The following is a 26,646-nucleotide window of genomic DNA, read 5'->3' as shown; positions in this document are numbered from 1 at the left end:
TGGGTTCAGAACGTCGTGAGACAGTTCGGTCCCTATCTGTGGCGGGCGCAGGATGCTTGAGGGGTCTCGCCCCCAGTACGAGAGGACCGGGGTGACCGGACCTCTGGTGTGGCTGTTGTCGCGCCAGCGGCAGCGCAGCGTAGCCATGTCCGGAAAGGATAAGCGCTGAAAGCATCTCAAGCGCGAAGCCTACCCCAAGATGAGGCATCCCACGCCGTTAAGGCGGTAAGGACCCAGGGAGACGACCTGGTTGATAGGCTCCACGTGTAAGCGCGGTAACGCGTTTAGCGGAGGAGTACTAATCGTCCGAGGTCTTGCCATCCCTGTTGGGCTCTGGCGCTTGTCTGGTGCGTAGCGGTTCTGCGGGCGCCTACTCTCAGAAGCTTCTCTCTGAAGCTTGGACCGCTCTTCTGCTCCCCTCCTTTACCCAAAAAGGTAGTACTCCGGTCCGGTGACGATAGGGCGGGGGAAACACCTCTTCCCATTCCGAACAGAGAAGTTAAGCCCCGCACCGCCGATGGTACTGCCGGGCTACCCCGGTGGGAGAGTAGGTAGTTGCCGGGCCGTTCTTTTTTTCATACTCCCTCCTGGCCTTTCCTTCTCCCCACGAGATGGCTCTCTGCCGGCTCTACATCCACAGTGCTGAATTTTACGCCTACCACGGTGCCCGGGACGCGGAGCGGTTGCTAGGAGGCAAGTTTCAAGTCGACGCAGAACTTTGGTACGACGCTCAGCCAGCTATCCAGTCTGATAGTCTGCGCTATGCGCTCAACTACGAACAGGTGGTGGAGTGTATCCAGCGCGTGGTCCACGAGAATGCGTACCATCTTCTGGAGACACTCGCCCATCGCATCCTAACAGCCCTTCTACGCGACTTTCCAACCGTCCAGAGGGCTCGGGTCCGAGTGCGAAAGCTCTACGTGCCGCTCCGATATGCTGTGGAGTACGTGGAGGTAGAGCAGGAGGCAGAGCGCTTGGAGTTGAGAGATCCCCAGCAGTAGGCACAGCTGGAACAATCCGCGCGCATAGATGGATGCCTTGCTGGGCTTGGGGAGCAATCAGGGAAATCGCTTGCAGCTGCTGAACGCAGCCCTTGCAGAGCTTGAAGAGGTAGGGAGTCTCGTTCGCTGCTCCTCTCTCTACGAAACTCAGCCATGGGCTTTGCCAGAAGATACCCCACCGTTCTGCAATGCGGTCGTCTGGATTCAGACATCTCTGCCTGAGGAGGAGCTGTGGGCATTCTGCGTGGAAATCGAACGTCGGGCAGGGCGTACTCGCCACCGGGAGCCTTCTCCTGTGCGTCCGCTGGACGTGGACCTACTGTTGTACGGAGGGCTTATTCTGCGGGCAGAGCATCTCGTGGTGCCACATCCATCCTTGCATCTACGCCGGTTCGTGTTAGTTCCGGCTGTGGAGATAGCCTCAGAGTTCCGCCACCCCTTGTTGGGCAAGAGTCTTCGAGAGTTGCTCGATGAGTGCCGAGATTCTGCTTGGGTTCGTCTCTACGCTCGCCTTGAGGGGATGAGGTGGGCCGATGCCCTTCCCTGAGTGGCTCATTGAGCAGCTTCGGCAACGAGTAGACCTCGTAGAACTCGTCGGGGAAGTGGTCTCGTTGAAGCGGGTAGGCAGGAACTACGTTGGGCTCTGCCCGTTCCACCAAGAGAAAACGCCCTCATTCTTCATACACCCCGAGTGGGGCATCTTCAAGTGCTTTGGATGCGGCAAAGGGGGCAATGCCGTGACGTTCGTCATGGAGTACTACCGAATGAGTTTCCCTGAGGCGGTGCGGTTTTTAGCCGAAAGGGTCGGTCTGTCGATTCCAGAAGAGGAAGGGAGGGATACCCAGAGAAACGATCTCTCGACCTTGCTCTACAAGGCGCTGCAGGTGGCTGCTGAATTCTACCATGAGCTGCTCTTTCGTCCCGAGGGTGCTCCAGCTCGTGCGTACGCCTACAGCCGGGGATTGACGACGGAGACGCTCCGGACCTTCAAAGTGGGATATGCTCCCGACCAATGGGATGCGCTGTTACAGCACCTGCGGCGGCGCGGCTTCCATGACACCGTCGGTGTGGAAGCAGGTCTGATTGTGCAAGCAGAGCCGCAAGGGAATCGCTATGACCGGTTTCGTCACCGCCTAATCTTCCCGATCTACGACTCTATCGGTCGGGTCATTGGGTTCGGTGCCCGGCGACTTCGGGAAGAGGAGGCAGGTCCTAAGTACGTGAACTCGCCTACGACGCTCGTGTACGACAAGGGTAAGGTCCTCTACGGGCTGTACCAAGCGCGGGATGCTCTCCGTTCGCAGGGATACGCCCTGTTGGTAGAGGGGTACATGGATGTCCTTTCGCTCCACCAAGCTGGAATTCGGGCGGCTGTGGCGACAGCGGGAACGGCACTAACGGTGGAGCAACTACGGCTACTCCGGCGTTACTGTCGGCAGCTCTTCGTGGTCTACGACGCTGACCGTGCTGGTCAACAAGCTACGCTCCGTGCATTGGAGCTGGCTCTCCAGGAGGGCTTTGAGGTCAGCATCGTAACGTTGCCAGAAGGAGAAGACCCAGACAGTTTTGTCCGACTACAAGGGGAGGAGGCATTCCGCTTACGCATCCGGCATGCCGTACCGTTTCTGGACTTCGTCCTGCAGCACTACCAGCGTCAGGGGAAGCTGCAGACACCAGCCGGGCAGGCAGAGGCAGTGCGGCACAGCATCCGGCTCATTGCGGCGGTTCCTGATCGGCTCATGCACGACTTTCTGATTCGCCATGTTGCATCTCGCTTTGGGTTGTCGGAATCACTTCTGTACGAGGAGCTAGCCCGCCAGAGGCGGACTCAGTCGCTGCAACAGACAGCACCTGCAGCATCGCTGCCGACACCGTCGACGGCGATCTCACCGGCTCCGCCTAAGATGCTTCCAGAAGAGCAGCAGCTCTTTCGGGTGGTTCTTAACTCTGCATGGGCGGAGGTTGACAAAGCCGCCATTCGAGCAGCGCTCGTCTCTGAGCCGGCGCAACAGCTCTGGGACCTACTGTGCAACCTTGCGGAGCAGTACGGCGATCCGCTGGCGGCACTCATCGCTAAAGAGGAGCTCCAGCAGAGTGAGCTTTGGCAGCAGCTCTTGGAGCTTGCCATCGTCCGCGAGGCTCCAAGCCAGAACTGGAAGCAGTACACGTACGATACCATGCAACTCAGTGCTCGCCGTCTCTTGGAGGAGGGTCTCTTGCGGCTGAGGCTGAGGAAGATAGAGGAACAGCTCCAGCAACTCCGTTCCCGGCAAGGTTCCGTTGAATCGTGGGAAGAGCAGCGTCGGCTCCTGGAGGAGATCCAGCACTTAGCAGAGGAGCGCCAGAAGGTGCTGCGACAGCTAGCGGGATAGAATGGAGCACGGCTGGAGGAGGGCTCGTAGCGTTGCATTGGCTCTTGCAGCAGCTTTAGTGTTCTGGGTCTACATCAAGCTGGAGCAGGACTACGTTGCCGTGCTTTCTGTGCCGCTCCGTATCCAGCTTCCTCCGGAAACTGCGTTAGCTACCCCCGTGCCACCGAGTGTTGAGGTTCATGTTCAGGCTACGGGTTGGCGACTGATTGGGGTGGAGCTATGGAATCGGCCTCGGGAGATGGTTGTGCCCGTTCCAGAGGTTCCATTACCAGGCGTCGTTGGGGTTGGGAGGGTACAAATGACGCGCTCTTTGGGCTTGCCCAGCGGCGTCAGCCTCCTACATCTCTCTCCCGACACGCTAACGTTGTCCATTGAACGAGCCGTTGTCCGCTCAGTCCCCGTTGTTCCAGAGCTTCGTGCGGCGGTACCCGAGGGATTCGTCCTGACGAGGCTTCATGTCGAGCCGGAGAGCATACAAGTTCGAGGAGCGGAGAGCGTAATTCCCGCGCTTTCTGCGGCGCGGACGGCACCAGTAGCTATAGTTCCGCAGAGTGGAGAGCTTCGGGTTGGAGTTCCTGTCGTTCTCCAATCTTCTGCCCCTGTTGAGGCCTTCCCCGTGCAGGTCCAAGTCTCTGTGCAGCTCGAGCCAGAGGCAGAGGTTTGCATCGAAGATGTTCCGGTGGAGATTGTCCTGAGCCCGGCAATAGCTGAACACCTGGTGATGCCTCGCCGTGTACGAGTGTGGCTCCGCGGACCGCTGGAGAAGGTGCTCGCCATAGCGGCTCATGATCTCCGCGCTACGGTGTCCTATACGGAGTTGCTCCAAGATACTGTAGGAAGAGTCGGTGTCCAGATTGTAGCGCCGGAGGGGGCTGAGGTCTTCCGAGTGGAGCCACCATGGCTGCTCCACTGGAGCGTCCGCCGGGCACATGCCAGATAGGGGGAGCGTGTATTTTTGCTGGTCGTTGCGGCCGGAGCAGATGTAGTACGGTCTGGACGGAATCTTCCATGGTGAGTCTGGAAGAACGGATTCGTCAGGCCCAAACAGTACGTGGTGTGCCTCCAGAGCAGGCTGCTTTCCCGTTCGCCTCTATTGGGGCTGTGCTTAGAGCGCGGGCTGAGGAGCACCCTGAGAGAGTGTTTCTGGTGTTTTACGACGAGCACGGTCAGCGCTCCCAGTATACGTACGGTGAGTTTGCTCGCCGAGTGCTGCTAACGGCAAGCCTTCTGCGCCACTGCGGTATTCGGTCTGGTATGAGGATCGCGACTGCTGCCCATAACCATCCGGACACAATCGTGCAATACTTCGCTGCCTGGAGCATTGGGGCATGCGTAGTCCCCTTAAACATGACGGAGGAGAATCACCGGCTGCGTTACATCCTGGAGAATTCCGAAGCGCGGCTCCTCTTCTGCCGTGAGGAGTATATTGAGCGGCTGTCCGAGTTCTGCCCAGATGGCGTGGAGGTTATCCCTGTCTATGCGGACGAAGCTCGACAGGATGGCTTCCATGCGCTGTTGTGCCGTCGCGAACCTGAGTCAATCCCAGAAGAAGGTGACTTTCGGGAGCATGAAGCCCTCATCGTTTACACGAGTGGGACGACGGGGCTCCCCAAGGGAGTCATGCTCGTGCAGAGAAACCTCTTCGCGGATGGCTACGACATTGCCCAATGGCATGGGATTGATGCAGCGACGCGCATGATGTGCGTCCTACCAGTCCACCATGTCAACGGTATCGTTGTGACCCATGTCACCCCGTTTCTTGTCGGAGCATCGGTTGTGCTGAACCGGAAGTTCCAGACGGAGTACTTCTTCCCGCGTATCGTAGCAGAGGGTGTGCACATCGTGTCTATCGTCCCAACGATACTGGCGTTCCTGTTGGAGGCTGGGGCTGATCCGCTGAATGCTGTGCAGAATGGTTTCCGCCACATCATCTGTGGGGCTGGGCCGTTGACGTGTGAACTGGCACAGCGCTTTGAGCAGACCTACCGTATCCCTATCATCCACGGCTACGGGCTCTCGGAGACGACGTGCTACTCTTGCTTCCTGCCGGTTGGACAGGATTGGAAGGAGCATACGCACTGGATGCAAGACTACGGCTTCCCTAGCATTGGGGTGGCGATTCCTTGTAACGAGATGACCATCCACGACCGTTCGGGTAACGAGCTTCCCGAAGGTGAGCGGGGCGAGATCGTCATCCGGGGATGGAACGTCATGAAGGGCTACTTTGCTAACCCTCGGGCAAATGAGGAGGCTTTCACGTACGGCTGGTTCCGTAGCGGAGACGAGGGTTTTTACCGTACCGATGCCCAAGGGCGCCGGTACTTCTTCATCACGGGGCGGATCAAGGAGCTCATCATCCGTGGAGGGGTGAACATCTCGCCGCTGGAGATCGATGAGGTCATAGCCCGAGCACCGGGAGTGCGTGCTGGTATCGCAGTTGGATTTGAGCATGAGCTCTACGGTGAGGAGGTGGGAGCGCTCGTCATCCCGGAAGAGGGGGCGTCTCCAGAGGAAATCCGGCGTTTCTGCGCGCTCCACCTACCATTCCACAAGGCGCCGAAGGTCGTGCTCTTCACCAATGAGCTGCCGGTGACGACGACAGGCAAGTATCAGCGTACGCGGGTCAAGCATCTTTTCGAGCCTTGGCGAAGGGCACAGTTCAGCCCGGAGGATATCCTTGGGGAGTCGTCTCCTCCACGCGAAGGGCACGACTAAACTCTACCTGGCCCGTAGGGAGGCATTCCACAGCCTCCGGAGAGGTGTTCCAGCTAGGCTTTGGGGCATTTCAAAGGCGCGCGGGTGCTGTCACAACGCTCATGCGGGCACGCACCCAGGCGCTACGGCGCTGAATGTACGGCGTTGGGGTCCTTGGGGACCAGCGGCGGGGATTTGGGAGGACCGCTGCCAGTAGGGAAGACTCGCGCAGGGATACGTCTCGGGCCGATTTCCCGAAGTAGTGTTGTGCTGCGGCTTCAGCCCCATAGATTCCAGGGCCCCACTCTATGATGTTGGCGTACACTTCCAGAATACGGCGCTTGCCCCAGAAGGTCTCTATGAGCACGGTGAAGTAGGCTTCTGCAGCTTTCCGAAGGTAGGTTCGTGCTGGCAGAAGGAAGGCGTTCTTTGCCGTCTGCATGGAAATCGTACTAGCCCCATAGAGGCGGCGGCCGCGGAGGCGCTCGTTCCGGCGAAGGGCTTGCTGGATGGCTTGCCAGTCAAACCCATAGTGCTGGAGGAAGCGAGCATCCTCGGCCGCGATGAGAGCTCGGAAGAGCCACGGAGCTATCTCATCTGCTGGGGTCCATCGGTAGGAAATTCCCACCCAATCTCCCCGAAGGAGGTCCTCTACGAGCCGCTGCACCATCAGCGGGGTGCAGGGTGGGGGTAGAACGGCATAGAGTAATACCCAGATGACGGAACCGGTGTAGCCGAAGAGACAGCCATAGCCGAGGAAGGCTCCCAAACGGCGCAACCAGAAGCGGGACGCTTCTTTCTTCATCCGACCTCAGCAGCTCTTTGGAGCAGGGCTTCAGCGACGATTAGGTCGTGGGGGTAGGTGACCTTGATGTTCTCTGGAGCGCCATCCACGACGTAAACGGGGTGTCCAAGTAACTCAACAAGAGCAGCGTCATCGGTGGCTCGGAGCCCTTTCTGTGTAGCTTCAGCATAAGCACGTAGGAGGAGATCGCTTCGGAAGGCCTGAGGGGTTTGAATATAGCGAAGGGATTCACGTGGGAGAGTGCGGAGGACGTTCCTGCAGGCATCTAGTTCCTTTATGGTGTCAACGGCTGGAACTCCGGGGACCGCAGCTCCATGCCGACGTGCGGCTGCAAGGACACGCTCGAAGAGCTCCGCTGGAGCCAAGGGACGCACAGCGTCGTGGACGAGGATATAGTCTGCTCCGGCGACCTCTTCTGTCTGCAGGGCATTGGCGACCGAATCCTGGCGCTCTGGGCCGCCACACACGATGCGACGGACCTTCGTGAACCCTTGTTCGCGGCAGAGGTGGAGTAAGGACTCCTCGTATCCTTGCGGAACTGTAACGAGAACAGCATCCACGCTGGGGACCAGCTGCAGGGTGCGCAGAGAGTAAACAATCAAGGGGTATCCGCAGAGGTGGAGAAACTGCTTAGGGAGTTTACCCCCTATGCGAGTGCCCGATCCAGCGGCAGCGACAACAGCGACTACCATTCAGCGCCTTCAGTAGAGCTGGCGATATGCATTCAGAGCAAGCCCTGCCATTGCCATGTTGACAACGAGCGCAGAGCCCCCGGCGCTCATGAACGGCAGTGGCAGCCCGATTACGGGGACCAATCCTAGAGCCATGCCGATGTTGACAGTGGTGTGGAAGAACCAGATCCCACCGATGCCGCTCAATAGGAGGCTCCAGAAAGGCTCATCTTCGAGCCAGTGAGCGAGCGAAAAAACATGCCATAGGAGTCCGAAGAGCACAGCCAAGACCAGAACTGCTCCAAGGAAGCCGAACTCCTCAGCAGGGACACAGAAGATGAAATCGGTCCATTGCTTCGGGATGAAGCGGAGCTGTGTCTGGGTTCCCTGTTGAAACCCTTTGCCGGTCAAGCCTCCGCTACCTACAGCGAGGATGGACTGAATGACGTGGTAACCGCTGCCTCGTGGGTCTTCTTCAGGGTTGAGAAAAGCTTGGATGCGGGCTTGCTGGTGGGGTCTCAGCATCTGGTAGACAGTGGAGGTCCCCCAGCCGAGGGCGGCGAGAGCAGCACAGCAGAGAATCGCAACTAGCAGTGGCGGTCGAGTTAAGAAGATCAGCACTGCCCCTATGAGAAGCCCAAAGAGTAGCGCTGTGGCTCCTACGAGTGATAGTAGGACGACTGCCCCAGCGAGCAGCGGGAGCAATGCAAGGAGTGGGTGAGCCTTGCCCCAAAACAGTAGTGTTAGAGCCATGGCACCGAAGACCATAGCAGAGCCTGCGTCGGGCTGTAGGAGGACCAGGAGTGCTGGGAGCGATACCAGTGCTATTGTTGCCAACAGCGTCGGGAGTTGTCGGAGCGAACGGCCCTCCTGAGAGAGAAAGTGGGCAACAAATAGCAGTGTGGAGAGCTTTGCAAACTCTACCGGCTGGAAGGAGACTGCTCCCAGGGAGAGCCAACTCTTAGAGCCGTAGACAGTGCGGCCGAATGCTAGGACTGCAACCAAGAGGAGGAGCCCTATGATGTAGCCAACAAGGGCTATCTGCTCCAACCAGGAGCGTGGTAGCCACATGGCAAGCACCAATGCCCCAGCACCGATGGCGGCGTAGAGAAGCTGGCGCTGAAAGAAGGGAGCCATTTCAGAACTTGCCGTAGCACTGTAGAGGGCAATCAGTCCAAACGCCAGCGCAAGGCCCACGAGCAGGAGGGTTGTCCAGTCGATCTGCCGCAACGACCGCTGCAGCCTACCTGTGGGAGCGGATTCAGGCTCATAGAGCATCTGTCGAACAGCACCATGGTACGGGATGTGGGACTAAGCGCCGAAAAGCTTCACAGTAACGCTGCTGTGTCTGCAGCAGAATCTCCTCCGGCAGCTCCGGAGGTGGGGGCTGCTTGTTCCAGCCGAGTCGTTCTAAGTAGTCGCGCACGAACTGCTTGTCCATATCTACCAGTGCTCCGCCACGCTCGTAGTCCTCTGCCAGCCAGAAGCGAGAGGAGTCTGGGGTAAGCAGCTCGTCGATGAGCAGTAGGCTTCCATCAGCGGCGATGCCGAACTCGAGCTTGGTGTCAGCCAAGATCAATCCTCGCTGGCGGCAGTAATGCGCTGCATAGGTGTACACTCGGATAGAGAGTGTGCGTAGGCGCTCCGCCAGCTCGTAGCCCAGCAGATCCGCCATCGCTGCAAACGAAATTGGCTCGTCGTGCCCATTGTGGGCTTTCGTTGTTGGGGTAAAGAGCGGTTCTGGCAATGGGCTGCCGTGCTGGAGTCCTTCTGGGAGAGGAGTATCACCGACGCGTTGGGATTGCTGGTACTGCCGCCATGCTGAACCGGCCAGGTATCCGCGAACAATACACTCTACAGGGATTGGCTCCGTGCGACGCACTAAGAGGACACGCCCCTGGAGGAGCTCGCAGAAGTCGGAGAGTTCTGCTCGCTCCGGGGGAAGCTCCGTAGAGAGCAGATGGTTGGGGACGAGAGCTGAGGTCTGTTCAAACCAGAAGGCAGAGAGCTGTGTCAGAAGGATACCTTTGCACGGCACAGGCTGAGGTAGGACAACATCAAAGGCGGAGATACGGTCTGTGGCAACAATCAGGAGCCGTTCGTTGTCTACCTCGTAGACATCTCGGACCTTACCCCGTCGCAGCAGCGGCAGGGGGAGCTGCGTTTCAGTAATGGCCGGTATCGGAAAGCTCTGGAGCTGCATGGGGGATGTTCGAACGCACAAAACTACGCAGCTTGTTATGTCAGACTCTCGGTTGTAGTTGAGTTCTGGAGGGGCTCTTTCGTCTTTAAAAGCTCGAGCTGGGAAGGAGTGACATGGGGGCTATAGTGACAGAGGGGTTGACGCGGGTTTTCCGTACCCCAGTGAAACAGGAAGGGCTTCGAGGAGCGATTCGTTCATTCTTCCGCCGGGAATACCGAGAGCACGTAGCGGTCCGGAACATCACCTTTGAGGTTGCAGAAGGAGAGATCGTCGGGCTACTGGGTGCGAATGGTGCAGGGAAGACGACATTGTTGAAGCTGTTGACAGGACTGCTCTATCCTACAGCAGGGATGGCCCGAGTGCTAGGCTACATCCCGTGGGAGCGTTCTGATGCCTTCCGGCGACAGATTGCTCTCGTCATGGGGCAACGGAGCCAGCTTTGGTGGGATCTACCGGCTGCGGACTCCTTCCTCCTTCACCGAGCAATGTATCGAATCCCGATGGCTGAGTTTCAGCAGCGTCGCGATAGGCTTGCCGACATGTTGGGTGTTGCCGATAAGCTTCACGTACAAGTCCGACGCCTCTCTTTGGGGGAGCGAGTGAAGTGTGAGATTTTGGCAGCTCTCCTCCATGCCCCGCGCGTGCTCTTCCTCGACGAGCCAACCTTGGGGTTGGACGTCGTTGCACAGCAGACTGTGCGTGAGTTCTTAACAGCCTATAACCGCGAGACGGCAACAACGATTATCCTAACGAGCCACTACATGGCCGACATTGAACATCTGTGCCAGCGGGTGCTGATTCTGGAACGCGGCCAACTCCTCTACGACGGGGACTTACGGGAATTGGTCCGACGATACGCTGACGAAAAGTTTGTGCGGGCAGAGCTGATGGCCCCTGTAAGCTTGGATGCACTCGGCCGTGTAGGACGAGTCCACGCAAGTTACGACCGGACTGTTATCCTGCGGGTCCCACGCGCAGAGGCATCCCAGCGAGTAGCGTTGCTATTGGAATCGTTCCCAGTGGCTGATGTTGCGATAGAGGAGCCTCCACTGGAAGAGGTCGTGCGCTCTTTGTTCCGCCAGAGCTACTCAAGCTGTTGTAGGGAAGGGGGGTGTTAGAGCGCCGTCCGTAGCCGGCGGATTTTTTAAGTTTGCTTGTCAACCGCTGTTGATGGACCCGTAGTTCAGCTGGATAGAACACAGGTTTCCTAAACCTGGTGTCAGAGGTTCGAGTCCTCTCGGGTCCACTGAGGGCGGTCCTCCGGCAGAGGGAGGGCGAAAGGTAACCCATGTTCCACCATTCGGTGGGCTTTCCAGTTCTAGGCTGCCTCCGTAGAGTTCGACGATGCGGCGGGAGAGTGCTAGACCTAGACCTATCCCTTGTTGCTCGTGGAAGAGCCGTCCAGGCTGGTGGTAAGCGCGGATTCGCTGAGGGAGGTCAGGAGGAATACCCTTACCCCAGTCGCGAATCTCTGCCCAGAAGTATCCGTCGGCCTCCCATGTGCGGATAGCTACGGGAGAGCCCTGAGGAGAGAACTTGAAAGCGTTGTCGATGAGCTCCTCGACGACCTTGGCGAAATGTTCCGTCGGCATTGCAAGGCGCAAACCAAAAGCTCTTAGGGAGAAGCGGAGATCTGCTGTGCGGCCATGTTCTTCCCCCTTCATCAGCACGATATCTTGAAGCACGACAGAAGGTTCTTCCGTCGAGAACTGCCGCAGCTGCTGTACAAGCTCCGGGGCGTTGGCTAAAGAAATCCCACGCGGGCTAGAGCAGGAAGTTTTCCGTCAGCCGTAAGAGGCGGCGTGCCGAAGAGAGGATATCCTCGCTGAGCTCTCGCAGCTCTTGGGGAGTGAGCCGATCTGCGAAGACCTGGAGATGGGTAGCAGCCCCCAAGATACCATTGAGCGCTGTCCGAAGTTCGTGTGGAAGAGCGTACGTCAAGCTCTGCTCTAGCTCTGAAAGGCGCTGCTTGTACTCGGCTTGAAAGGAAGCTGAGCGGGCTAGGTGATGGCGGATGGTCTTCAGCAGAGCCTGAGCTGTAACGGGCTTGGTCAAGAAGTCGTCGGCTCCAGCCTGCAGTCCTAACCGGACCTCGGTATGTCCGGAGCGAGCGGTCAAGAGGATGAAAGGAGTAGAGGCCAGCCCCTCGTTGTGCCGAATGGCTTTTAGGACCCCGATACCGTCGACTTCCGGTAGGGCTAGGTCACAGAGGATGAGATCGGGCTTCTGTTCTAGTGCTGCTTCTATCCCTTGACGCCCAGTAGTTGCTACGGTGACTTCGTAGCCCTCTAGCTCAAGGATTCGGGCAATCCCTTGGGCCAAGTATTTAGCATCCTCAATGACCAGGATCTTCGGCATCGCGGCTCACCCTCAGAGAGACTCTACAATTGGAAAGCGAAGGGTGACAAGCGTACCACTACCGAGACGGCTCCGAATGTGGATGCTCCCTCGGTGTAGCTCCGTAAACTCTTTAACGAGCGTCAGTCCCAAACCGACGCCGGGGATGCCGTGCGTGCTGGAACCCCGAAAGAAAGGCTGGAAGAGTTGGGGGAGCTCCTCCTCTGGAATCCCAATTCCATGATCTTCCACTTCGACGACGGCTGTGCCCAGCTCCACCTGTAGCTGCAGATGGATGTTCTGGTTCATCTCGGAGTACTTGGAAGCATTCGTTGGGAGGTTTGAGGTTTAGCAGGATGAACCGTAGGACCTTCGGATCTCCACGCACATAAACGGGCTCTTCTGGAAGTTCCATCAGCAATTGCTGGGCTTTAGCAGTCAACAGTGGCTGGATGCGCTCGTTGGCTTCTTGGCAGACTGTCTGCAGGGGGACGGGCTCAAAGATCAGCGAGCGGCGGAGGGCATCTAAAGAGCTCTGATTTAAGAAGTCGGCAACCAAGGTAGTAAGGTCGTAGACACGAGCAGCAATGTTACGGAGCTCTTGCTGGCGCTCTGCTGCAGAAAGGCGGTCGAAGTAGTTCTGGAGGAGCTCTACCGAGAACTGGATCCCGGCCAGGGGGGTCCGGAACTCATGGGCAATTGTGCTCATGAGCCGTGAGCGAGCCACAGCGAGCTCTTGCTCATGTTCTAATGCCTCTTGGAGCTGGCGCCGGAGGTGGTGCTGGAGGGTGATCTCTGGGGCGTAGATTCGGAGTCGCTGGTAGGTGGGTAGCCAGAAGATGTGCTGGAGCCAAGCGTGCTCCCCGAGAACGACTTCCCGAATCCAGGGCTTCTCTGGTGACTGCCGTATCGCTGGTAGTTGTTCCCAGATGCCTTCCAACCAGGGGTGGATAGGAGAGAGCTCATGAACGGGCAGCAGACGGTTGGCGGCCGGATTGGCGTAGGTGACAGTCCCATCCGGGGTCAGCTCCACAATCGGAATTGGTGAGAGTTCGGAGAAATTCGCCAGGTACTGAATACGCTCTTCGGCTTGCTTCCGTTCGGTAATATCTGTCCCGACTTCTATGATGCGCCATCCGTCATGCTGTCGGGCTTTGACAGCCAAAAGCTCCAGGCCAGTAAGGCTCACCGTTCTTCCGGAAACAGCGATATACCATGCGCAGAGGAGGAGCATCCGGCGTGTTGAGCCACTTTTCCCATGCTTCCTCTACCGCGGCTCTATCTTCTGGATGGACGGTGGCCGTGCCCGAGACTGTCGAAAGCTCTTCCAATGTATAGCCTGCAATGGCGGTGAAGGCAGGGTTGACGTAGACATCCTCTTGGCGACTGAGGTCAGAGCTCACAAAGATTTCCACGACTCCTACTGGGAGTGCTTCCACAAGTGAGCGATACCGATGTTCACTCTCCGCTAGGGAACGCTCCAAGAGACGGCGCTCGGTGATGTCGATACCAGTTCCTACAACCTCTGCTACGGTGCCACCATCTGAGTAGAGGGGTTCCAGCGTATAAAGCAGCCATCGGTCATCATGGGCAACCTCGATCGTTACTCGTTCACCGGCGAAGGCACGCTCTAAGAGCTCTGAGGGGAAGCGCAGTGATTCAGGGAGCTCGTCTATTGGACGCCCATAGATGGTCGCAGTGGTGTAGCTGCTGGCTAGCTTACCCTCACGGAGGGCATAGAAGACCGTGCCATCCGGGCGGTGCTGGAGGCGGAAGACGATTCCATGGAGGTTCTGCACCGTTCGTCGAAAGTCCTCCTGGAGAGCCTGCTGAAAAGCCTCCTCGGCCCGTTTCAGGGGAGTGATGTCAATACATACCTGGACGATGCTTTCCAATTGCCCATCGGAGCGGCGCTCAGCGTAGAGGTAGCTATCTAACCAGACGACCCCACCACTACGGTTGTAGATGCGGTAGTCTATGCACTGTACGTCTGGGAATCCAGCTCTCTGCCATTCTCGCCAGAAGCGGAAGACGCGCTCGCGATCTTCGGGGTGGATCATCTCAATGAGCTCACGATCGGAGAGGGCTTCAAACTCAGCCAGGGTGTAGCCGCTCTGGCGTTCGAACTCGCGGTTAGCAAACAGGTAGCGACCTTCATGGAGGCCATAGCGGGTGATGGCAATCGGGGCATGTTCTGCCAATGTTCGGAAGCGGTGTTCGCTGTCGCGGAGTTGCTGCTCTAAGCGGAGCCGTTCAATTGCTATGCCCAGCGAGGAGGCTAGGATAGTGAAGAATTCACGGGCGCCTTCTCCCAGCTCTAGGGAAATGTGATGTACAAGCTGGAATGTCCCCAAGAGCTGTCCTTGAAGACCGACAATAGGGTAGCTGACTGCGGCGCAGACGCCAAGTTCGCATAGGCGTCGACGGTGTGGCTCTGAGAGGGGGTAGAGCTCAATATCCGGTACGAAAATTGGTTGCCGAGTTCGAGCAACAAAGGCAGCAAGGGTGGTCTCGTCCGTCAGCGGTACCGTAGGAACAGCCTCGGGAGGAAGGCCGATAACCGCGATAGGTACAAGGCTGTTTCCTTCCAATAGCCGGATACTCCCACCCCGGAAGCCTAGCTCTCGGCATGCCTGAGCGAGGAAGTATTTGCAAAGTTCTGAGATGCTCTGGCTGTGGAGTGCTGCTGTTGCAACGATGCGTAGGGCAGCAAGCTCCCATTCTCGCTGGCGCTGGAGACGGCGTTGCTCTGTGATATCTACTCCAACGATCAATACAGCGGGAGCCTCTCCGTGGGTGACAATCCTTGCGGAGATAAGCACTTCCCGATGGAAGCCACCACGATGGAGGAGGCGAGTGTATCGAGGTGGTAGAGCAGGGTACTGAGCACACTGCAAGTCTTGTATCCATTCTCTGAAGGTACTGCGCTCTTCTGGGGCCACGAGCTCTAGTACTGGAAGCCCTACGAGGTCCTGCGGGGAGAGGAGTCCAAGGACATCAGCTGCTACCTGGTTGGCGTAGAGCACCTTCCCTTCACGGTGGAGTATGAGAGGAGCTGGGAGCCATTCCAAGAGCTCTCGGTAGTGTGCTTCGGAGCGCTGAAGGGACTGCCACAGTTCGGCGTTTACCAGCCCGATCTGAACGAAGCGACCGAAGAGTAGGGCAAGCTCTGCCTCCCTTGCTGAGAATGGAGGGTTCGTGAAACGAGCCAACCCTAAGGCTGCTTGTTGGTTGCCAACACGCAGGGGGATACTGATGAGGTGCTCGACGGCAGGAGGCGTCCAGCCTTCTGGATAGTAGCTATGCGGATGTTGGTGAGCATTATTGAAGACGGCTGGGGAACCACGGCATAGAGCGCTTCCAATCAAGCTGCGTTCTACTGGAAGAGTACTTCTCGCAATCGCTGTCAATTCAGGCGAGGAAGTAGTGTGCCATCTGGACAGCAGCAGATCCCCTTCGCGAGTATACGGGATGGCCGAGTCCAATGGGAGTAGGGAGAAGAGCGTTTGGACTGTCGTGGAGAGTAGCTCCTCCATAGGGCGGAGCTCTAGCAGAGACTCTAGGATGAGGAGGAGCTTCTGGTAGTGCAGACTCTGCTGGCTACCGGGCTCCTGTCCTTCCGCAGGCCGCAGGAACCAGAGGAAACCGTTAGGGGCATCGTCCAGGAACCTCAGAGGGATGATGGTTCCATGGATCGTGAGGGACTCCTGCTGTTGCGATCGGAGCTGGAGGTCCAACTCCACGCTGCCCTCTTGTATGACACGCTCCGCAAAGGACAGTGACCGATACTCTGCAGCTGGGGCGAAAAGGTCTTCGATGGAGGACTGATGAAGTTTCGCAGAGCCCCAGCCCGTTAGACGCTCCACTGCCCGGTTGCAGTACTAGATGTGGCCTCTCTGGTCCGTGACGATAACAGCCTCGGGTATGCTGTCGAGAAGGTTCCAAAGAGACCGTAATCCATCAGATGCTATCCGGTGCCGTCGGTTGCGGAGTATCCAGGCAAGAGGGATCGGAGGTGCTGTGCCGTGAACGGTTCTAACAGGAGGCCATCTGGGGAAAGCTTAGGGAAGCTCTGGAGAGCGAGATCAACGGTCTCTGGACTGCCGGCGAGGATCAAGGAAAGCCCGTCGCAGCGCTGCTGTATCGTTGGCAGGAGAGGGAAGTCATCTTCGTGAAGTCCAACTAGAGCCACCCGAGGCTTCGGTAGAGCCCCTCGGGCAGTTCTTGGATGAGGTAAGCGACATATTCGCGAGGCCTGCACGTTGGCAGACATGCCGTAGGCGCCGTAGAAGCCGTAAGCTACCAGCAGTGATTACGATGGAGTTAGGCTGGGCTACCATGGGTGAGAGGCCCAATCAGACACGGATTTTGTCGGTAAAATCTCACCAGGCTTTAAGGCGCCAAGCGTTCCCGAACCCATGCACCCTCATGCCAGCGATACTGGATGCGATCGTGGAGCCGATGTGGACGGCCCTGCCAGAATTCAATGCTGGAGGGCACAAGTCGGTATCCTCCCCAAAACGGCGGGCAAGGGATGTCCTGGGCTTCGTACCTCTGGGCTAGTTCGCGGAAGCGCTCTTCCAGGAATGCCCGGCTGGGAATGACGCGGCTCTGAGGCGAGATCCATGCGCCAATCTGGGCTTCTCGCGGTCGGGTACGAAAGTATGTTGCGGCTGCTTCAGCACTAAGGCGCTCTATGCGGCCCTCTACTCGCACTTGGCGCTCCAGTTCTGCCCAGAAAAGGACTGCAGCCGCTTGAGGGTTGGCCTCCAGTTCCTGTGCCTTTCGACTCTGGTAGTTGGTGAAGAAGACCAATGCTCCATCTTCTATGCCTTTCAGCAGCATCATTCGGACGGATGGGGAACCTTCGGGAGTTGCCGTAGCTAAGGCCATGGCTGTAGGTTCTGGCAACTGAGCGGCAATTGCTTCCTCCAGCCAGCGTTGGAGGAGTTGGAGTGGTTCGGAGGGCAGATCGGCTTCATCTAACACCATCATCCGATACTCGCGGCGTATGCGTTGCAACTGCTCATTGAGCTGGTCTGCGTTCATCATATCTCTGAGCGCTGGGCTACCGTAGCATGTCCTAAAACCACAGGGTACGGTGGCAGGACCTCCCCTCGGGCGATTCGATCTAACTTACGCCGAAGTAGGGTACGGCGAACGAGAGAGAGGCGGTCTACGAAGTAGACGCCGTTGAGGTGGTCCATCTCATGCTGCAGAACACGCGCTAAGAGGCCGTCAGCGGTAATCCGGTGCTCACGCCCCTGGAGGTCTATGTAGCGTACCTGGACGGCAGCTGGCCGAATGACGGCGTCCCGAAGCTCTGGCAAGCTAAGGCAGCCCTCTTCCATCTCTGATGTCTCCTCTGAAGTTGCCTCAATTGTGGGATTGAGGAGGACGAGCGGTTCCTTCATACCCTCATCTTTACCGATGTCCACGACGATCAGCTGCCGAGCGACCCCAACTTGGTTCGCTGCTAGACCAATACCGTGGGCATTGTACATCGTTTCCAACATGTCCTGGGCTAAGCGGCGGACTTCAGGGGTGATGTCAGCGATGGGCTCAGCTACTTGCCGAAGTACTGGGTGATCGTAGAGGTAGATGGGCAGGATCATCGGGTGTGTGGCCCCGGTTGTCCGACGGCGTTATGCTGGCGAATGATGTCTAACAAGTCCTTGATGTCACCTAAGACGTAGTCGGCTTCCACCTGTTGGGTTCCGAAGACGTCACCATATCGGGCGAATGCGGTAAGCATGCCAACTTGTTTTGCACCGACGATATCTCGCTCTGCCCAGTCACCAACCATGATGGCTTCCGAGGGCTGGACGCCGAGGCGCTGCAGTGCTAGTAGGAAGGGGCGTGGACTTGGCTTACGTTCACCGGTGTCGTCGTAAGTGACAACGACATCGAAGATGTGGTGGTAGCCGATGTAGCACAACCGAAGCCACGCTTCTCGAGCGGGGGCGTCGGAGACGATACCGAGTCGGATCCGCTGCTTGACCAGCTCCATGAGAGTTGCTGTCACGTGAGGGTAGGGTTTCAGCGCAGCTTCGCGTGCCCGCCGGTAGGCAATGATGCCGGCTGAGAGGATACGGTAGTCTACATACCCGAGCACTTCGCGAAGGAGCTGGTCGAAGACCTGCTGGTACTCGATTCCCATCTCACGGTAGATGCGGTCGATGTGGGAACGAACCGTCTCGGGGCTCAGCTGAAGTCCGGCGTCAATCATGGCGGTAACAGCGGCGTCTATCGCCTGCCGCTTCATTGCCATGAAGTCTACGAGCGTGTTGTCCAGATCGAAGATGACGGCGCGGATCATGTCGTTGGCTAGCGGCGGTCGCACAGAAAGAGGGCAGCGAGTGTCAAAGCTAACGTGAGGGCGCTGATCCAGGCGCCCGTTCGGAAACTGGAAGAGTCGTAGCGCAGCTCCACAGTGTGGGAGCCTGCAGGAATGGGTACAGCACGCAGGCTGTGGTAGGCCCGGAGCAATGGTACTTCAGTGCCATCCACGAAAGCTTTCCAGGCGGGGTACCAAATCTCGCTGAAGCAGAGGAGTCCGGGCTGTGCGGTCTCTACCTCCCAGCGCTGCCAGTTGTGCTCGTAGACACGACAGCGGATTGTATGGTGGACAGAGTCGGGAGCAGTTCCCGGGAGTGGAATGCCAGGGTCAGCTTCTATAAGGGCCTCCAACTGAGGTTGGAGCTCTCCGCGGCGTAGGATCGCTTCTGTGCTGTCGCTGGGGACTACTTTGGCGCGGTAAACCATCCAAGCTCGGGGGAAGGCGCTCGGGCGCTCTCGGAAGTACATCCGTTGGGTTGGGGTGTCCAAGGCTATCTGGTAGCGGATGTTGAGGAGGTCAAAGGTGGCATCCGCAGTCGGCAGTGGAGGATTGCGGCGCTGGAGTCGAAGCGGGTTGTATCCCTCATACAGCATGATGCTGTCCAGCAGCCCTTGGTTGCGGAGCATCGCCATGCCGAAGTCAGCTCGCATGGAGACGCGGAAGAGGGTGTCCGGAGGCTGGGGCTGTAACATTTGCTTCAGAGCCGGCGAGAGGCTGTACAGTTGTTCCGGCCGGGTTGAAGAGCGGGTGAAGGAGGCATTAGCGTGGAGAAGGTCGCTAAAGAGCACTACCCCTACGCTCACTCCTGCAACGAGGGGAGGGAGCCATCCTCGCCAGAGAGCTACGGCGACGAGCCCTGTCAACACGGTCACTACGAAGGCGACCGTGCCTTCACTCTGAAGCATTGGTACGAAACGCTCCGGTGCCCCAACCATTGTTGGGAGCACCCCGATGCTTGCAGCAAAGGCAATGGCAGCTACTGGTAGGCTTGCCCAAAGGAATTGCCGTAGCAGTTGCCGCTGGTGCTGGCGTTGCCACAGCTCATCAAAGCCCCAGGCAGCGAAGATGCAGAGCGCTAGTGTGGCGAAGAACAAGATCCGCGGTGGTACCCGGAAGAGCGAAAATCCTGGCAGTTGGTAGAGCAGCGGGAATAGGAAGCCATACTTGCCAAGGGCGAAGAGCACCGAGAAGAGTGCTGCGAGCAACCAGAAGAGCCCAAACGGGGTCCGCCATCGGCGCATTACTCCGAGCATCGCCAGAAGGAGTATGGGGATGCCAGCGTAGAACGCGGTCTCCCAGTAGTGGTAGTAGCGGGTATCGGGCAAGTAGTATGGCACGTGTTGAACCCCAGCCGGTTCTGTGCTCCCGAAGAGCTTGGGGACGACCAACGTGAGGAGCTGGCTTGGATGCAGAGAGACTTCTGCAGCCCACTCCATGCCCTGACCACTCGCCCGCTCAGAGTACGAAGCCAACTCTTGGCTCGGGAGGAGCTGGACAGCGAAGAGTCCTGCTGCCAAGAGGAGTGGAGTGACAGCCCAAGCTGCCTCAGCCAGCCGTGCGACTTCCCATCCATGTGTCCGAACTCGCATCCCAAGAAGCCATACAGCAAAGCCGCCGAGGAGGAGGTACTCGTAGAGGATAGTCTGCGGATGACCGCCGTGGAGGCTCATTCCTAGGACGAGCCCTGCCAGCAAAGCCCATTTCCACCGTGCCTCTTCTACGGCACGCTTGAGGAGCAGTAGGACCCACGGTAGCCAGGCTAGGTGGTAGACAATCATCGGATGGATCACGTGATGCGTAAGGATGCCAGAGAAGCCATAGCCGATCCCAGCCACGAGAGCTGCAGCAGCACTAGCTCCGAATCCCCGACTGAGCTGGAGCATTCCCCACTGTGCCACGATGAAGTGGAGGATCACCAATGTTTGGGCAGCCCAGAAGGGGAGCGTCCCAATGGTAAGCTGCACTAGGCCTAGCAAGCTGTGGGGCAGGTAGAAGAAGGCTACTTGTGGGTCCGCCAGGAAAGGCATTCCGCAGAAGGCGTACGGGTTCCAGAATGGGACTGTGCCGCGGGCCCAGTGCCGTGCAGCAAAGACCTGGTTGGGGTAGAACTGCTCCACGAAGTCTTCCCAAAAGAAACGCGAGCCCGTCAGATTGGGCCAGAAAAAGACCACTGTAGTGAGCGTGAACAGGACTACCGCTCCCCATGTAGGCAGTGTCGGCAGTTGGGGAGGCCGTGCGTAGGTCTGAAGAGGCTGTTGCAGGCGTCGTCCCGGACGGGGGCGGGAGCTCTTCATGTCTTCACAGCGGACTCGTAGTAGTTCGGCAGACCGTCAAAATACAGCTTCTCAGCAGCTCTGGGGCAGCGTAGCAGCCATCCCCAATAGTCGTTCCAGCGGCTGCCGCGCACGCGACTGGAGCTCTACTGGCACATGGACTTCGAACTCCTGTGGCGAAAGTAGGCAGTGATAGAGCTTCGGCAAGCTGTTGAGCCGCATGTAAGGGCAGTGGGTGCAATGGCAGTTGTCGACTGCTGGCACGAGGAGGAGCTCAGCCTTAGGGAGAATGCGTCGGAGGTGGATGGAGAGGCTATGGTCGGTGGCGAGGATGACTCGGGAGGGTGAGTGCTTGGCCGCATACTGTAGCAGCTGGCTGCTAGAGCCAACGAAGTCGGAGAGCTCTTGGACTTCTGGCGGGCACTGCGGGCTACATAGAATGAGTGCATCCGGGTACTGGAGTCGCCAGCACTTCAGGATTTCTACAGAGAAGCTTGTATGGACAACGCAGGCACCGAACCAGCTAACGATGCGACGTCCTGTCCGCTGCCGGAGGTAGTGGCCGAGCTCATAGTCTGGGACTAGCAGGAGGGTTCGGTCAGCCGGTAGTTGCCGTACGATGTGCTCGGCAGTTCCGGTAGTGATGACGATGTCACCGAGGGCCTTCACTGCTGCGCTGCTCTGGATGTGTACCAGAGCAATCGCCTCGGGGTACATCTGCCGAAAGCGTGCGAAGAGCTCAGGCGGACAGCTCTCTGCTAGTGAGCAGCCTGCGAGGGGATCGGGGATGAGGACCTGCTTTTCAGGGCAGAGGAGTTTGACCGATTCTGCGATGAAAATGGTCGCAGCAACGACGAGTGTTGGGTGGGGCAGACTGAGGGCTGCCTGTAGTAGCTGGAGTGAGTCCCCGACGACGTCCGCGACCTCCTCAATCCCGTTGCCCTGGTACCAGTGGGCGAGGATAGCGGCGTTGTGGCGCTCTTTCAGTTCTTGGAGTGCATGGGCCCAGTCGGTCACGGTCCAGGTTGAAGTAGGCTCGGCCACAGACATTTACGGCCGAGGTGCTGTCCAGACCTCCTCCACGACACCTGCTCGGTGGTTTGCCCAGCGGGCAGCAACGAAGAAGTAGTCGGAGAGCCGATTGAGAAAGCGCACTACAGCGGGGTTGAGGGACTCAGTCTGCGCTGCAGCGACGGTTGCCCGCTCGGCTCGGCGGCAGACGGTGCGAGCCAGGTGGAGATACGCGGCCGCGGGACTCCCTCCCGGAAGGATGAAGTTGCGCAGTGGAGGGAGTTCATCCTCATACGCATCTATCCGCTTCTCCAGCCATGAGACGTGTTCGTCTCCAATCGTGGGGATGTTCTTCCGTGTTAAAGCCTCTTCGGGAGTTGCAAGGTCGGCACCCACGATGAGGAGCCAGGAGCTGATGGTGCGGAGGTCGTCTGCGAGCTCTTCGGGAAGTGCGTAGGTCCGGACGATGCCAAGGACGGCGTTGAGCTCGTCCACGGCCCCGTAGGCTTCCAAGCGTGGGTGGGATTTCGAGACGCGCTCGCCGCCGAAGAGTCCTGTTGTACCATCGTCGCCAGTGCGTGTGTAGATGCGGAGTGCCATAGCGGCTTAGGGCGTATACTCAAACGTTTCGCCGGGTTTCAGGATGACGACGCGTGCCCGTTCACCAACGAGGCGAGCAAACTCGTGCGGATCTTGCTCAATCAGCGGGAAGGTGCCGTAGTGCATGGGAATAGCGACTTTGGGACGCAGGAATTCTACTGCCCGAGCGGCGTCAGCGGGATCCATCGTGAAGTAGCCTCCGATGTGGAGTAGCGCGATGTCCAACGGAAATTTCTCGCCGATGAGGCGCATGTCAGAGAAGAGGCAGGTATCTCCAGCGTGGTAGACGTTGACGCCATCCAAGTGGACAACGAACCCAACGACGGGCACGACGTGGAAGGCTAAGGTGAAGGTAACGCGGATTCCGTCGGTAACGGGCACAGTCCCGCCGACATTGCCACCTATGACGGAGATCCCCCGAGCCTGGGCTTTCTGTGCTAAGTCAAAGAAGCTCACGAAGACTGCACCGGTACGGCGGCAGATCTCCACCGCATCGTCGAAGCCATGATCTGCATGCTCGTGCGAGACACAGACGACATCGGCCCGCTGGACGTCCGCAGGGCTCCGTAAGGGGCTCTTCGGATTGCCTGTGATGAAGGGGTCAATTAGGACAACCTTACCTGCCCCTTCCAACTGGAAGGCTGCGTGACCCAACCAGGTGACTCGCACGCTCGCCATGGTGTGGCTTCAACTCCATGGAACTGGCTACAGTTGGCCACAAAAATAGGGAGGGAGCCCTCATCAGCCGCGGTAGGAAGCGTGGCTTGGAGAGTTTGGGGGTAATATTGGGCCGTTCTAGTTGGCATGTGCCACCAACCAACCTAACTGCCATGGCGTTGTTGAACCGTATTCAGGGCATTTTGCTTCGTCCGCGCGACGAGTGGAACGCGATTGTTCAGGAGGAGCCTATGCCGTCAGCTCCGGTGGCGGGATATGTCCTTCCGCTGGCTCTCTTCTCGGCCGTCTGCAGCGTGATTGGATACGGTGCCGAGGGTGTTCTATGATGGGGGTACACTTCGGAGGCTGGGAGTGGGGGATTTGGACGGGTGTCTTCGGACTCTTGGAGAGCCTCATCGGAGTAGGGATTGTCGCTACGATTGTCAATGTACTAGCGCCGTCGTTCAGGGCGCAATCCGATTGGGGACGGGCACTCCAGCTTGTAGCCTACTCGTGGACCCTGGCGTAGATCGGGGGTATCTTCAGCCTATATCCTGCTTTGGGCTGGCTGGGGGCGATCTTGGGCCTCTACGGGCTGTATGTGCTCTACTTGGGACTGCCCGTGATAACGAAGGTGCCAGCAGAGAAGCATCTGGGGTACTTCGTCGTGAGCCTCATCGTTGCTTTGGTGGTCTACTTCATTATTGGGGCAGTGACGAGCTCGCTCGTTTGGGGAATCGTCGGAGCACCGACGGTGCGGTTCCCGTAGAGAGTCCTGTGCCAGGATTCAGGGTTCCTCCTGCCGGAAGAGCTCTCGGATAGGCTGTAGGTGGCGCAGGAAGATTGGGAAGGCAAGCGCTATGATGAGGAGCGTGTGCTGGAGCATGCTGGGGCAGGGAACCTGGAGGAGAAGTCGCACCAAGGGTTCTGGAGCTGTGGCAATGAGGATTGGCGTGCCGATCGTTCCCGTCATGTTCCCGACGTGCACATTGCGACGGATAGCGAAGTAGCCCGTCAGCCATAGGAGACACCAGAGCAGTAGCGGAAGCCAGCTCATAGCGATGAGCGCTCCAGCGGCGGGAGCCAAACCTCTGCCGCCAGCCCAACCCAGGAAGAGGTTGTAGTTGTGCCCAACGACGGCCATAACAGCTGCCGTTGCCATTACGTGGAATTCGGCTGTCCCACTCGGAAGGGTGGTGAGCCAAACAGCGCTGTAGCCTTTCAGCATGTCCATGAGGGCTACGACGATCCCTACCCAGAGCTTCCCCGTCACTTCGTAAGCGTTCGCTGCTCCAACGTTGCCCGTGCCGCGGCGCCGGATGTCCTGACCTGTGGTCCAGCGGACCAGCCAGTAGGCGCTGGGGATGCAGCCTATAAGGTACCCGCCCACTACGGCGCTGAGGAGTCGGACCACTTCCATTGCTGGCGGCGCATGAGCCGGAGTTGAACAATGGCTAGCAGCCCAATGAGGGCGAATACGACGTATGCTAACGCTGCCGCGTAGCCCATGCGGTCGACATGCTCGAAGGCGTTGACGAAGACCAAGTATACCAGGGTCGTTGTCGCACCCAAAGGGCCGCCGCGGGTCATGATGTAGACCTCCACGAACACCTGGAGCGCTTTGATGGTGTTGAGGACCAGCACGAAGGTCAGCATCGGACGCAAGAGCGGCAAGATGACCCAGCGGAGTCGCTGCCAGAAGTTAGCGCCGGCAAGGAAGGCAACTTCCTCGTATTCCCGAGGGATTGCCTGGAGTCCTGCCAGTAGGAGTAGCGTATAGTATCCCACGGATGCCCAGATGTCCATGAGCATGATGGCCGGTAAGGCAGTGGCGGGTTCTTGGAGCCAGCCACGTTCGGGGTAAGGTAGACCCAGCGATGCAAGGACAGCATTGGCGTATCCGTTGCGGGCGTAGAGGTTGGTGAACACCAATGCCAGCACCACCAGCGACGTCACCGACGGTAGCAGCAGCGTGCTCTGCCACAGCCCTCGCCAGCGCGTGCTACGGCTGTCAATGAGCACTGCCAAGAAGAGGGCTAGGGATACCGTGACCGGGACTGTCCCCAAGGTGAGGACTGCCGTGTTGCGGAGAGCCTTCCAGAAGAGAGGGTCGCTCCACAGAGTGGTGTAGTTCTGCAGCCCGACGAAGCTCTGGGGACCTGTAAGCGCGTTGTACTGCATCAGGCTCATGCCAAAGGCATGGAGCAGCGGGTAGAGCCAAAAGGCGGCGAACGTTACCACCCACGGGGTTAAGCAGAGCAGTATGAAGAAGCGCTCACTCTGGTGCATAGGAAGCCTGCCGTAGAAGCTGGTAGACGAGTCCTAGGGGGAGCCCTACGACGTTGTAGTAGCAGCCACGAATGCTTTCCACGAAGACAGCTCCGAAGGGGTCTTGGATGCCGTAGGCACCTGCTTTGTCCAGTGGGGATCCGGAAGTGACGTAGGCTTCTATTTCCTCGTCGCTCAGGCTCCGGAAGGTTACCTCCGTGCGTGCTACTCCGCTGAGGACCGTCATCTCAGGGACACAGATGACCACGACGCCAGTATAGACCTCGTGGGTGCGGCCGCTGAGCTGGTGGAGCATCCTACGGGCAGCGTCGGCAGAGGTCGGCTTGTTCAGGTAGGTGCCCTCCAGAACGACGGTCGTATCGGCCCCGAGTACGAAAGAAGGTTGGCGAGCGTGGCGAGCAACGGCCTGCGCTTTTCGTTGGGCCAGGCTGAGTACGTACTCCGAAGGCGTCATCCCGGTGCCGTCGTCAGGCTCTGCGAGTTGCGCAGGGTGGATAATGAAGGGAATCCCCAAGAGGCGCAGTAGCTCGGCCCGTCGGGGTGAGCGTGATGCGAGGACTACGAGGCGCCGGAGCTTGAGGAGTCCGGCAGGGGTTATCGGAGGTGCCATTCTATGGAGAGAGCTCGTGCCCATGCTGTCTCTGAGCCTGAGTTCCGCAACACGTCTACGATAGACACTCCAACGGCTGCTGTAGGTGCGATCCCAAGTCGGAGAGCCAAGCTGAGGATGCCCTGCCTACGACCGTTAACGGTGGAACCCAGCAGCACGTATTCCAGTGAGAGCTGTCCGAGGCGTGCGATGGTGTGTTCCCAACCTATGGCCATCCCAGGACGGCGCTGCCGCGGTGGGAGCTCCAACGGGTATCCCAAGGATAGGTGCCAGGCTGTTTCCCCGAGCCACCAACGGTAGCTCTTGCTGAGGGCCGTAAAGAGCCCTGAGGCAGCTATCGTGAACTGGCGGGATTCTCGCCGGTAGGGGCCCCAGCCTTGAGTGTGAACGCCGAACACCAGGGCGGGCCGTGCCGTAGTCTCCTCCAGGGCTCGGAAGCGGAGGGAGATGCCCGGAAAAGGCTGCCACTGCGGTGCACCGCTGCCGATGAGGTTGGAGGCGCTGAATCCAATCCCCACCATGAACCGCGAAAGTGGGGTGGTGAAACACTCCGCAGCAAGGGTGCCTTGGGGGAAGATCCCTGCACGTACCAGCAGCGAGCCACGGGGAAGGAGGCCGGCGGTCGGCACCGTGATGAGGTGCGTAGTCTCCACGGTTGCTCCCTCGCCGACAAGCGACCGGGCGAAGATGGCGGTGGGCAATACCACTGTTAGGACCCATCCCATCCGTTGCACCCTGCTGCTGGGAGTGTGGACGCAGCAGCTCGGAGCTGGATTGCTCAGT

General features: G+C 58.6%; 28 protein-coding genes, 1 tRNA gene and 2 rRNA genes. 12 read left to right on the top strand and 19 right to left on the bottom strand.

The genetic code is table 11. The features are described 5' to 3' along the window. From NZ960_06485 to NZ960_06455, 7 genes are all read left to right on the top strand, one after another. Window positions 1-322 (top strand): 23S ribosomal RNA (locus NZ960_06485); the annotation flags it as partial. Between the two features lie 125 nt (window positions 323-447). Next, window positions 448-564 (top strand): 5S ribosomal RNA (gene rrf, locus NZ960_06480). A 47-nt stretch (window positions 565-611) separates the two neighbouring features. Continuing rightward, the gene (gene folB / locus NZ960_06475; protein MCS7177246.1) at window positions 612-1,001 is read left to right on the top strand and encodes a dihydroneopterin aldolase; all 390 of its coding nucleotides are present in this window, start codon (window positions 612-614) and stop codon (window positions 999-1,001) included. 28 nt (window positions 1,002-1,029) lie between these two features. After that, window positions 1,030-1,548, top strand: coding sequence for a 2-amino-4-hydroxy-6-hydroxymethyldihydropteridine diphosphokinase (gene folK, locus NZ960_06470; GenBank protein ID MCS7177245.1), 519 nt, complete (start codon window positions 1,030-1,032; stop codon window positions 1,546-1,548). Continuing rightward, entirely contained in the window at window positions 1,535-3,373 is a 1,839-nt protein-coding gene (gene dnaG, locus NZ960_06465) for a DNA primase (protein ID MCS7177244.1), read from the top strand. The genes folK and dnaG overlap by 14 nt, the downstream gene beginning before the upstream one ends. A 1-nt stretch (window position 3,374) precedes the next feature. Further along, a complete protein-coding gene (locus tag NZ960_06460) occupies window positions 3,375-4,313 on the top strand; it encodes a CdaR family protein (protein MCS7177243.1) in 939 nt (312 codons plus the stop codon). 68 nt (window positions 4,314-4,381) lie between these two features. After that, entirely contained in the window at window positions 4,382-6,088 is a 1,707-nt protein-coding gene (locus NZ960_06455; GenBank protein MCS7177242.1) for an acyl--CoA ligase, read from the top strand. A 70-nt stretch (window positions 6,089-6,158) separates the two neighbouring features. On the opposite strand, the gene mtgA is transcribed toward NZ960_06455, so the two are convergent. Genes mtgA through NZ960_06435 form a run of 4 tightly spaced genes read right to left on the bottom strand, consistent with a single transcriptional unit; the run spans window position 6,159 to window position 9,746 of the window. Next, the gene (mtgA, locus tag NZ960_06450; GenBank protein ID MCS7177241.1) at window positions 6,159-6,872 is read right to left on the bottom strand and encodes a monofunctional biosynthetic peptidoglycan transglycosylase; all 714 of its coding nucleotides are present in this window, start codon (window positions 6,870-6,872) and stop codon (window positions 6,159-6,161) included. Continuing rightward, window positions 6,869-7,564 carry a 2-C-methyl-D-erythritol 4-phosphate cytidylyltransferase gene (ispD, locus tag NZ960_06445; GenBank protein ID MCS7177240.1) on the bottom strand — a complete coding sequence of 232 codons (696 nt, stop codon included), beginning with the start codon at window positions 7,562-7,564 and terminating at the stop codon, window positions 6,869-6,871. The genes mtgA and ispD overlap by 4 nt, the downstream gene beginning before the upstream one ends. 9 nt (window positions 7,565-7,573) lie before the next feature. Further along, window positions 7,574-8,821 carry a rod shape-determining protein RodA gene (gene rodA / locus NZ960_06440; protein ID MCS7177239.1) on the bottom strand — a complete coding sequence of 416 codons (1,248 nt, stop codon included), beginning with the start codon at window positions 8,819-8,821 and terminating at the stop codon, window positions 7,574-7,576. Next, window positions 8,811-9,746, bottom strand: a complete 936-nt coding sequence (locus NZ960_06435; GenBank protein MCS7177238.1) for a phosphoribosylaminoimidazolesuccinocarboxamide synthase — start codon at window positions 9,744-9,746, stop codon at window positions 8,811-8,813. Before NZ960_06435 ends, rodA begins: the two co-directional genes overlap by 11 nt. A gap of 113 nt (window positions 9,747-9,859) precedes the next feature. On the opposite strand from NZ960_06435, the gene NZ960_06430 reads away from it, so the two are divergent. Continuing rightward, window positions 9,860-10,864: an ATP-binding cassette domain-containing protein gene (locus NZ960_06430; GenBank protein ID MCS7177237.1), complete on the top strand. Its 1,005-nt coding sequence runs from the start codon at window positions 9,860-9,862 to the stop codon at window positions 10,862-10,864. Window positions 10,865-10,918: 54 nt separating this feature from the next. Beyond that, window positions 10,919-10,992 (top strand) — tRNA-Arg (locus NZ960_06425). A gap of 518 nt (window positions 10,993-11,510) precedes the next feature. Here NZ960_06425 and NZ960_06420 read toward each other — a convergent pair. From NZ960_06420 to NZ960_06370, 11 genes are all read right to left on the bottom strand, one after another. After that, window positions 11,511-12,104, bottom strand: a complete 594-nt coding sequence (locus tag NZ960_06420; protein MCS7177236.1) for a hybrid sensor histidine kinase/response regulator — start codon at window positions 12,102-12,104, stop codon at window positions 11,511-11,513. Between the two features lie 112 nt (window positions 12,105-12,216). After that, window positions 12,217-13,272, bottom strand: coding sequence for a hypothetical protein (locus tag NZ960_06415; GenBank protein ID MCS7177235.1), 1,056 nt, complete (start codon window positions 13,270-13,272; stop codon window positions 12,217-12,219). Next, a complete protein-coding gene (locus NZ960_06410) occupies window positions 13,223-15,949 on the bottom strand; it encodes a PAS domain S-box protein (GenBank protein MCS7177234.1) in 2,727 nt (908 codons plus the stop codon). Before NZ960_06410 ends, NZ960_06415 begins: the two co-directional genes overlap by 50 nt. Window positions 15,950-16,050: 101 nt before the next feature. Continuing rightward, window positions 16,051-16,275, bottom strand: a complete 225-nt coding sequence (locus NZ960_06405) for a hypothetical protein (protein MCS7177233.1) — start codon at window positions 16,273-16,275, stop codon at window positions 16,051-16,053. A gap of 200 nt (window positions 16,276-16,475) precedes the next feature. Next, complete coding sequence (gene pdxH, locus NZ960_06400) at window positions 16,476-17,135, bottom strand: pyridoxamine 5'-phosphate oxidase (protein MCS7177232.1); 660 nt, start codon at window positions 17,133-17,135, stop codon at window positions 16,476-16,478. Next, window positions 17,132-17,698, bottom strand: coding sequence for a peptide deformylase (def, locus tag NZ960_06395; GenBank protein MCS7177231.1), 567 nt, complete (start codon window positions 17,696-17,698; stop codon window positions 17,132-17,134). The genes pdxH and def overlap by 4 nt, the downstream gene beginning before the upstream one ends. Next, window positions 17,695-18,402, bottom strand: a complete 708-nt coding sequence (locus NZ960_06390) for a TIGR02253 family HAD-type hydrolase (GenBank protein MCS7177230.1) — start codon at window positions 18,400-18,402, stop codon at window positions 17,695-17,697. The genes def and NZ960_06390 overlap by 4 nt, the downstream gene beginning before the upstream one ends. A gap of 8 nt (window positions 18,403-18,410) precedes the next feature. Then, window positions 18,411-20,717 (bottom strand): YfhO family protein, encoded by a 2,307-nt coding sequence (locus tag NZ960_06385; GenBank protein ID MCS7177229.1) that lies wholly within the window; start codon window positions 20,715-20,717, stop codon window positions 18,411-18,413. A gap of 51 nt (window positions 20,718-20,768) precedes the next feature. Continuing rightward, complete coding sequence (nadA, locus tag NZ960_06380) at window positions 20,769-21,713, bottom strand: quinolinate synthase (protein MCS7177228.1); 945 nt, start codon at window positions 21,711-21,713, stop codon at window positions 20,769-20,771. Window positions 21,714-21,746: 33 nt separating this feature from the next. Then, window positions 21,747-22,307 (bottom strand): cob(I)yrinic acid a,c-diamide adenosyltransferase, encoded by a 561-nt coding sequence (locus tag NZ960_06375; GenBank protein MCS7177227.1) that lies wholly within the window; start codon window positions 22,305-22,307, stop codon window positions 21,747-21,749. Window positions 22,308-22,313: 6 nt separating this feature from the next. After that, a complete protein-coding gene (locus NZ960_06370) occupies window positions 22,314-22,985 on the bottom strand; it encodes a metal-dependent hydrolase (protein ID MCS7177226.1) in 672 nt (223 codons plus the stop codon). A gap of 152 nt (window positions 22,986-23,137) precedes the next feature. On the opposite strand from NZ960_06370, the gene NZ960_06365 reads away from it, so the two are divergent. From NZ960_06365 to NZ960_06355, 3 genes are read left to right on the top strand one after another with little or no spacing between them, the layout of a single operon-like run. Beyond that, window positions 23,138-23,311, top strand: a complete 174-nt coding sequence (locus NZ960_06365) for a hypothetical protein (protein MCS7177225.1) — start codon at window positions 23,138-23,140, stop codon at window positions 23,309-23,311. Next, window positions 23,308-23,493 carry a hypothetical protein gene (locus tag NZ960_06360; GenBank protein ID MCS7177224.1) on the top strand — a complete coding sequence of 62 codons (186 nt, stop codon included), beginning with the start codon at window positions 23,308-23,310 and terminating at the stop codon, window positions 23,491-23,493. Before NZ960_06365 ends, NZ960_06360 begins: the two co-directional genes overlap by 4 nt. 30 nt (window positions 23,494-23,523) lie before the next feature. Next, complete coding sequence (locus NZ960_06355) at window positions 23,524-23,733, top strand: hypothetical protein (protein ID MCS7177223.1); 210 nt, start codon at window positions 23,524-23,526, stop codon at window positions 23,731-23,733. An 18-nt stretch (window positions 23,734-23,751) separates the two neighbouring features. Here the strand turns inward: NZ960_06355 and NZ960_06350 are convergent, their stop codons facing one another. From NZ960_06350 to NZ960_06335, 4 genes are read right to left on the bottom strand one after another with little or no spacing between them, the layout of a single operon-like run. Beyond that, entirely contained in the window at window positions 23,752-24,384 is a 633-nt protein-coding gene (locus NZ960_06350; GenBank protein ID MCS7177222.1) for a glycerol-3-phosphate acyltransferase, read from the bottom strand. Continuing rightward, on the bottom strand, window positions 24,354-25,253 hold the full coding sequence (locus tag NZ960_06345; GenBank protein MCS7177221.1) for a sugar ABC transporter permease: 900 nt from the start codon (window positions 25,251-25,253) through the stop codon (window positions 24,354-24,356). Before NZ960_06345 ends, NZ960_06350 begins: the two co-directional genes overlap by 31 nt. Beyond that, a complete protein-coding gene (locus NZ960_06340) occupies window positions 25,240-25,863 on the bottom strand; it encodes a Maf family protein (GenBank protein MCS7177220.1) in 624 nt (207 codons plus the stop codon). Before NZ960_06340 ends, NZ960_06345 begins: the two co-directional genes overlap by 14 nt. Next, window positions 25,848-26,588, bottom strand: coding sequence for a hypothetical protein (locus tag NZ960_06335; protein MCS7177219.1), 741 nt, complete (start codon window positions 26,586-26,588; stop codon window positions 25,848-25,850). Before NZ960_06335 ends, NZ960_06340 begins: the two co-directional genes overlap by 16 nt. Between the last annotated feature and the right edge of the window lie 58 nt (window positions 26,589-26,646).

It is taken from the genome of Candidatus Kapaibacterium sp. (assembly GCA_025059875.1).
Lineage (GTDB): Bacteria > Bacteroidota > Ignavibacteria > Kapaibacteriales > HRBIN21 > HRBIN21.
The sequence above is the reverse complement of the archived record's forward strand: the minus strand, read 5'-3'. Positions and strand labels throughout refer to the sequence as shown.

Excerpts from the sequence above, each read along its gene's own strand:
- NZ960_06455 (MCS7177242.1), top strand. The coding sequence starts at position 4,382 with ATGGTGAGTCTGGAAGAACGGATTCGTCAGGCCCAAACAGTACGTGGT.
- folB (MCS7177246.1), top strand. The coding sequence starts at position 612 with ATGGCTCTCTGCCGGCTCTACATCCACAGTGCTGAATTTTACGCCTAC.
- NZ960_06375 (MCS7177227.1), bottom strand. The coding sequence starts at position 22,307 with ATGGCACTCCGCATCTACACACGCACTGGCGACGATGGTACAACAGGA.
- ispD (MCS7177240.1), bottom strand. The coding sequence starts at position 7,564 with ATGGTAGTCGCTGTTGTCGCTGCCGCTGGATCGGGCACTCGCATAGGG.
- NZ960_06420 (MCS7177236.1), bottom strand. The coding sequence starts at position 12,104 with ATGCCGAAGATCCTGGTCATTGAGGATGCTAAATACTTGGCCCAAGGG.
- mtgA (MCS7177241.1), bottom strand. The coding sequence starts at position 6,872 with ATGAAGAAAGAAGCGTCCCGCTTCTGGTTGCGCCGTTTGGGAGCCTTC.
- NZ960_06350 (MCS7177222.1), bottom strand. The coding sequence starts at position 24,384 with ATGGAAGTGGTCCGACTCCTCAGCGCCGTAGTGGGCGGGTACCTTATA.
- NZ960_06340 (MCS7177220.1), bottom strand. The coding sequence starts at position 25,863 with ATGGCACCTCCGATAACCCCTGCCGGACTCCTCAAGCTCCGGCGCCTC.
- NZ960_06390 (MCS7177230.1), bottom strand. The coding sequence starts at position 18,402 with ATGATCCGCGCCGTCATCTTCGATCTGGACAACACGCTCGTAGACTTC.
- NZ960_06435 (MCS7177238.1), bottom strand. The coding sequence starts at position 9,746 with ATGCAGCTCCAGAGCTTTCCGATACCGGCCATTACTGAAACGCAGCTC.
- NZ960_06460 (MCS7177243.1), top strand. The coding sequence starts at position 3,375 with ATGGAGCACGGCTGGAGGAGGGCTCGTAGCGTTGCATTGGCTCTTGCA.
- dnaG (MCS7177244.1), top strand. The coding sequence starts at position 1,535 with ATGCCCTTCCCTGAGTGGCTCATTGAGCAGCTTCGGCAACGAGTAGAC.
- NZ960_06370 (MCS7177226.1), bottom strand. The coding sequence starts at position 22,985 with ATGGCGAGCGTGCGAGTCACCTGGTTGGGTCACGCAGCCTTCCAGTTG.
- NZ960_06360 (MCS7177224.1), top strand. The coding sequence starts at position 23,308 with ATGATGGGGGTACACTTCGGAGGCTGGGAGTGGGGGATTTGGACGGGT.
- NZ960_06365 (MCS7177225.1), top strand. The coding sequence starts at position 23,138 with ATGGCGTTGTTGAACCGTATTCAGGGCATTTTGCTTCGTCCGCGCGAC.
- NZ960_06385 (MCS7177229.1), bottom strand. The coding sequence starts at position 20,717 with ATGAAGAGCTCCCGCCCCCGTCCGGGACGACGCCTGCAACAGCCTCTT.
- rodA (MCS7177239.1), bottom strand. The coding sequence starts at position 8,821 with ATGCTCTATGAGCCTGAATCCGCTCCCACAGGTAGGCTGCAGCGGTCG.
- def (MCS7177231.1), bottom strand. The coding sequence starts at position 17,698 with ATGATCCTGCCCATCTACCTCTACGATCACCCAGTACTTCGGCAAGTA.
- NZ960_06430 (MCS7177237.1), top strand. The coding sequence starts at position 9,860 with ATGGGGGCTATAGTGACAGAGGGGTTGACGCGGGTTTTCCGTACCCCA.
- NZ960_06345 (MCS7177221.1), bottom strand. The coding sequence starts at position 25,253 with ATGCACCAGAGTGAGCGCTTCTTCATACTGCTCTGCTTAACCCCGTGG.
- NZ960_06335 (MCS7177219.1), bottom strand. The coding sequence starts at position 26,588 with ATGGGATGGGTCCTAACAGTGGTATTGCCCACCGCCATCTTCGCCCGG.
- pdxH (MCS7177232.1), bottom strand. The coding sequence starts at position 17,135 with ATGATGAACGCAGACCAGCTCAATGAGCAGTTGCAACGCATACGCCGC.
- folK (MCS7177245.1), top strand. The coding sequence starts at position 1,030 with ATGGATGCCTTGCTGGGCTTGGGGAGCAATCAGGGAAATCGCTTGCAG.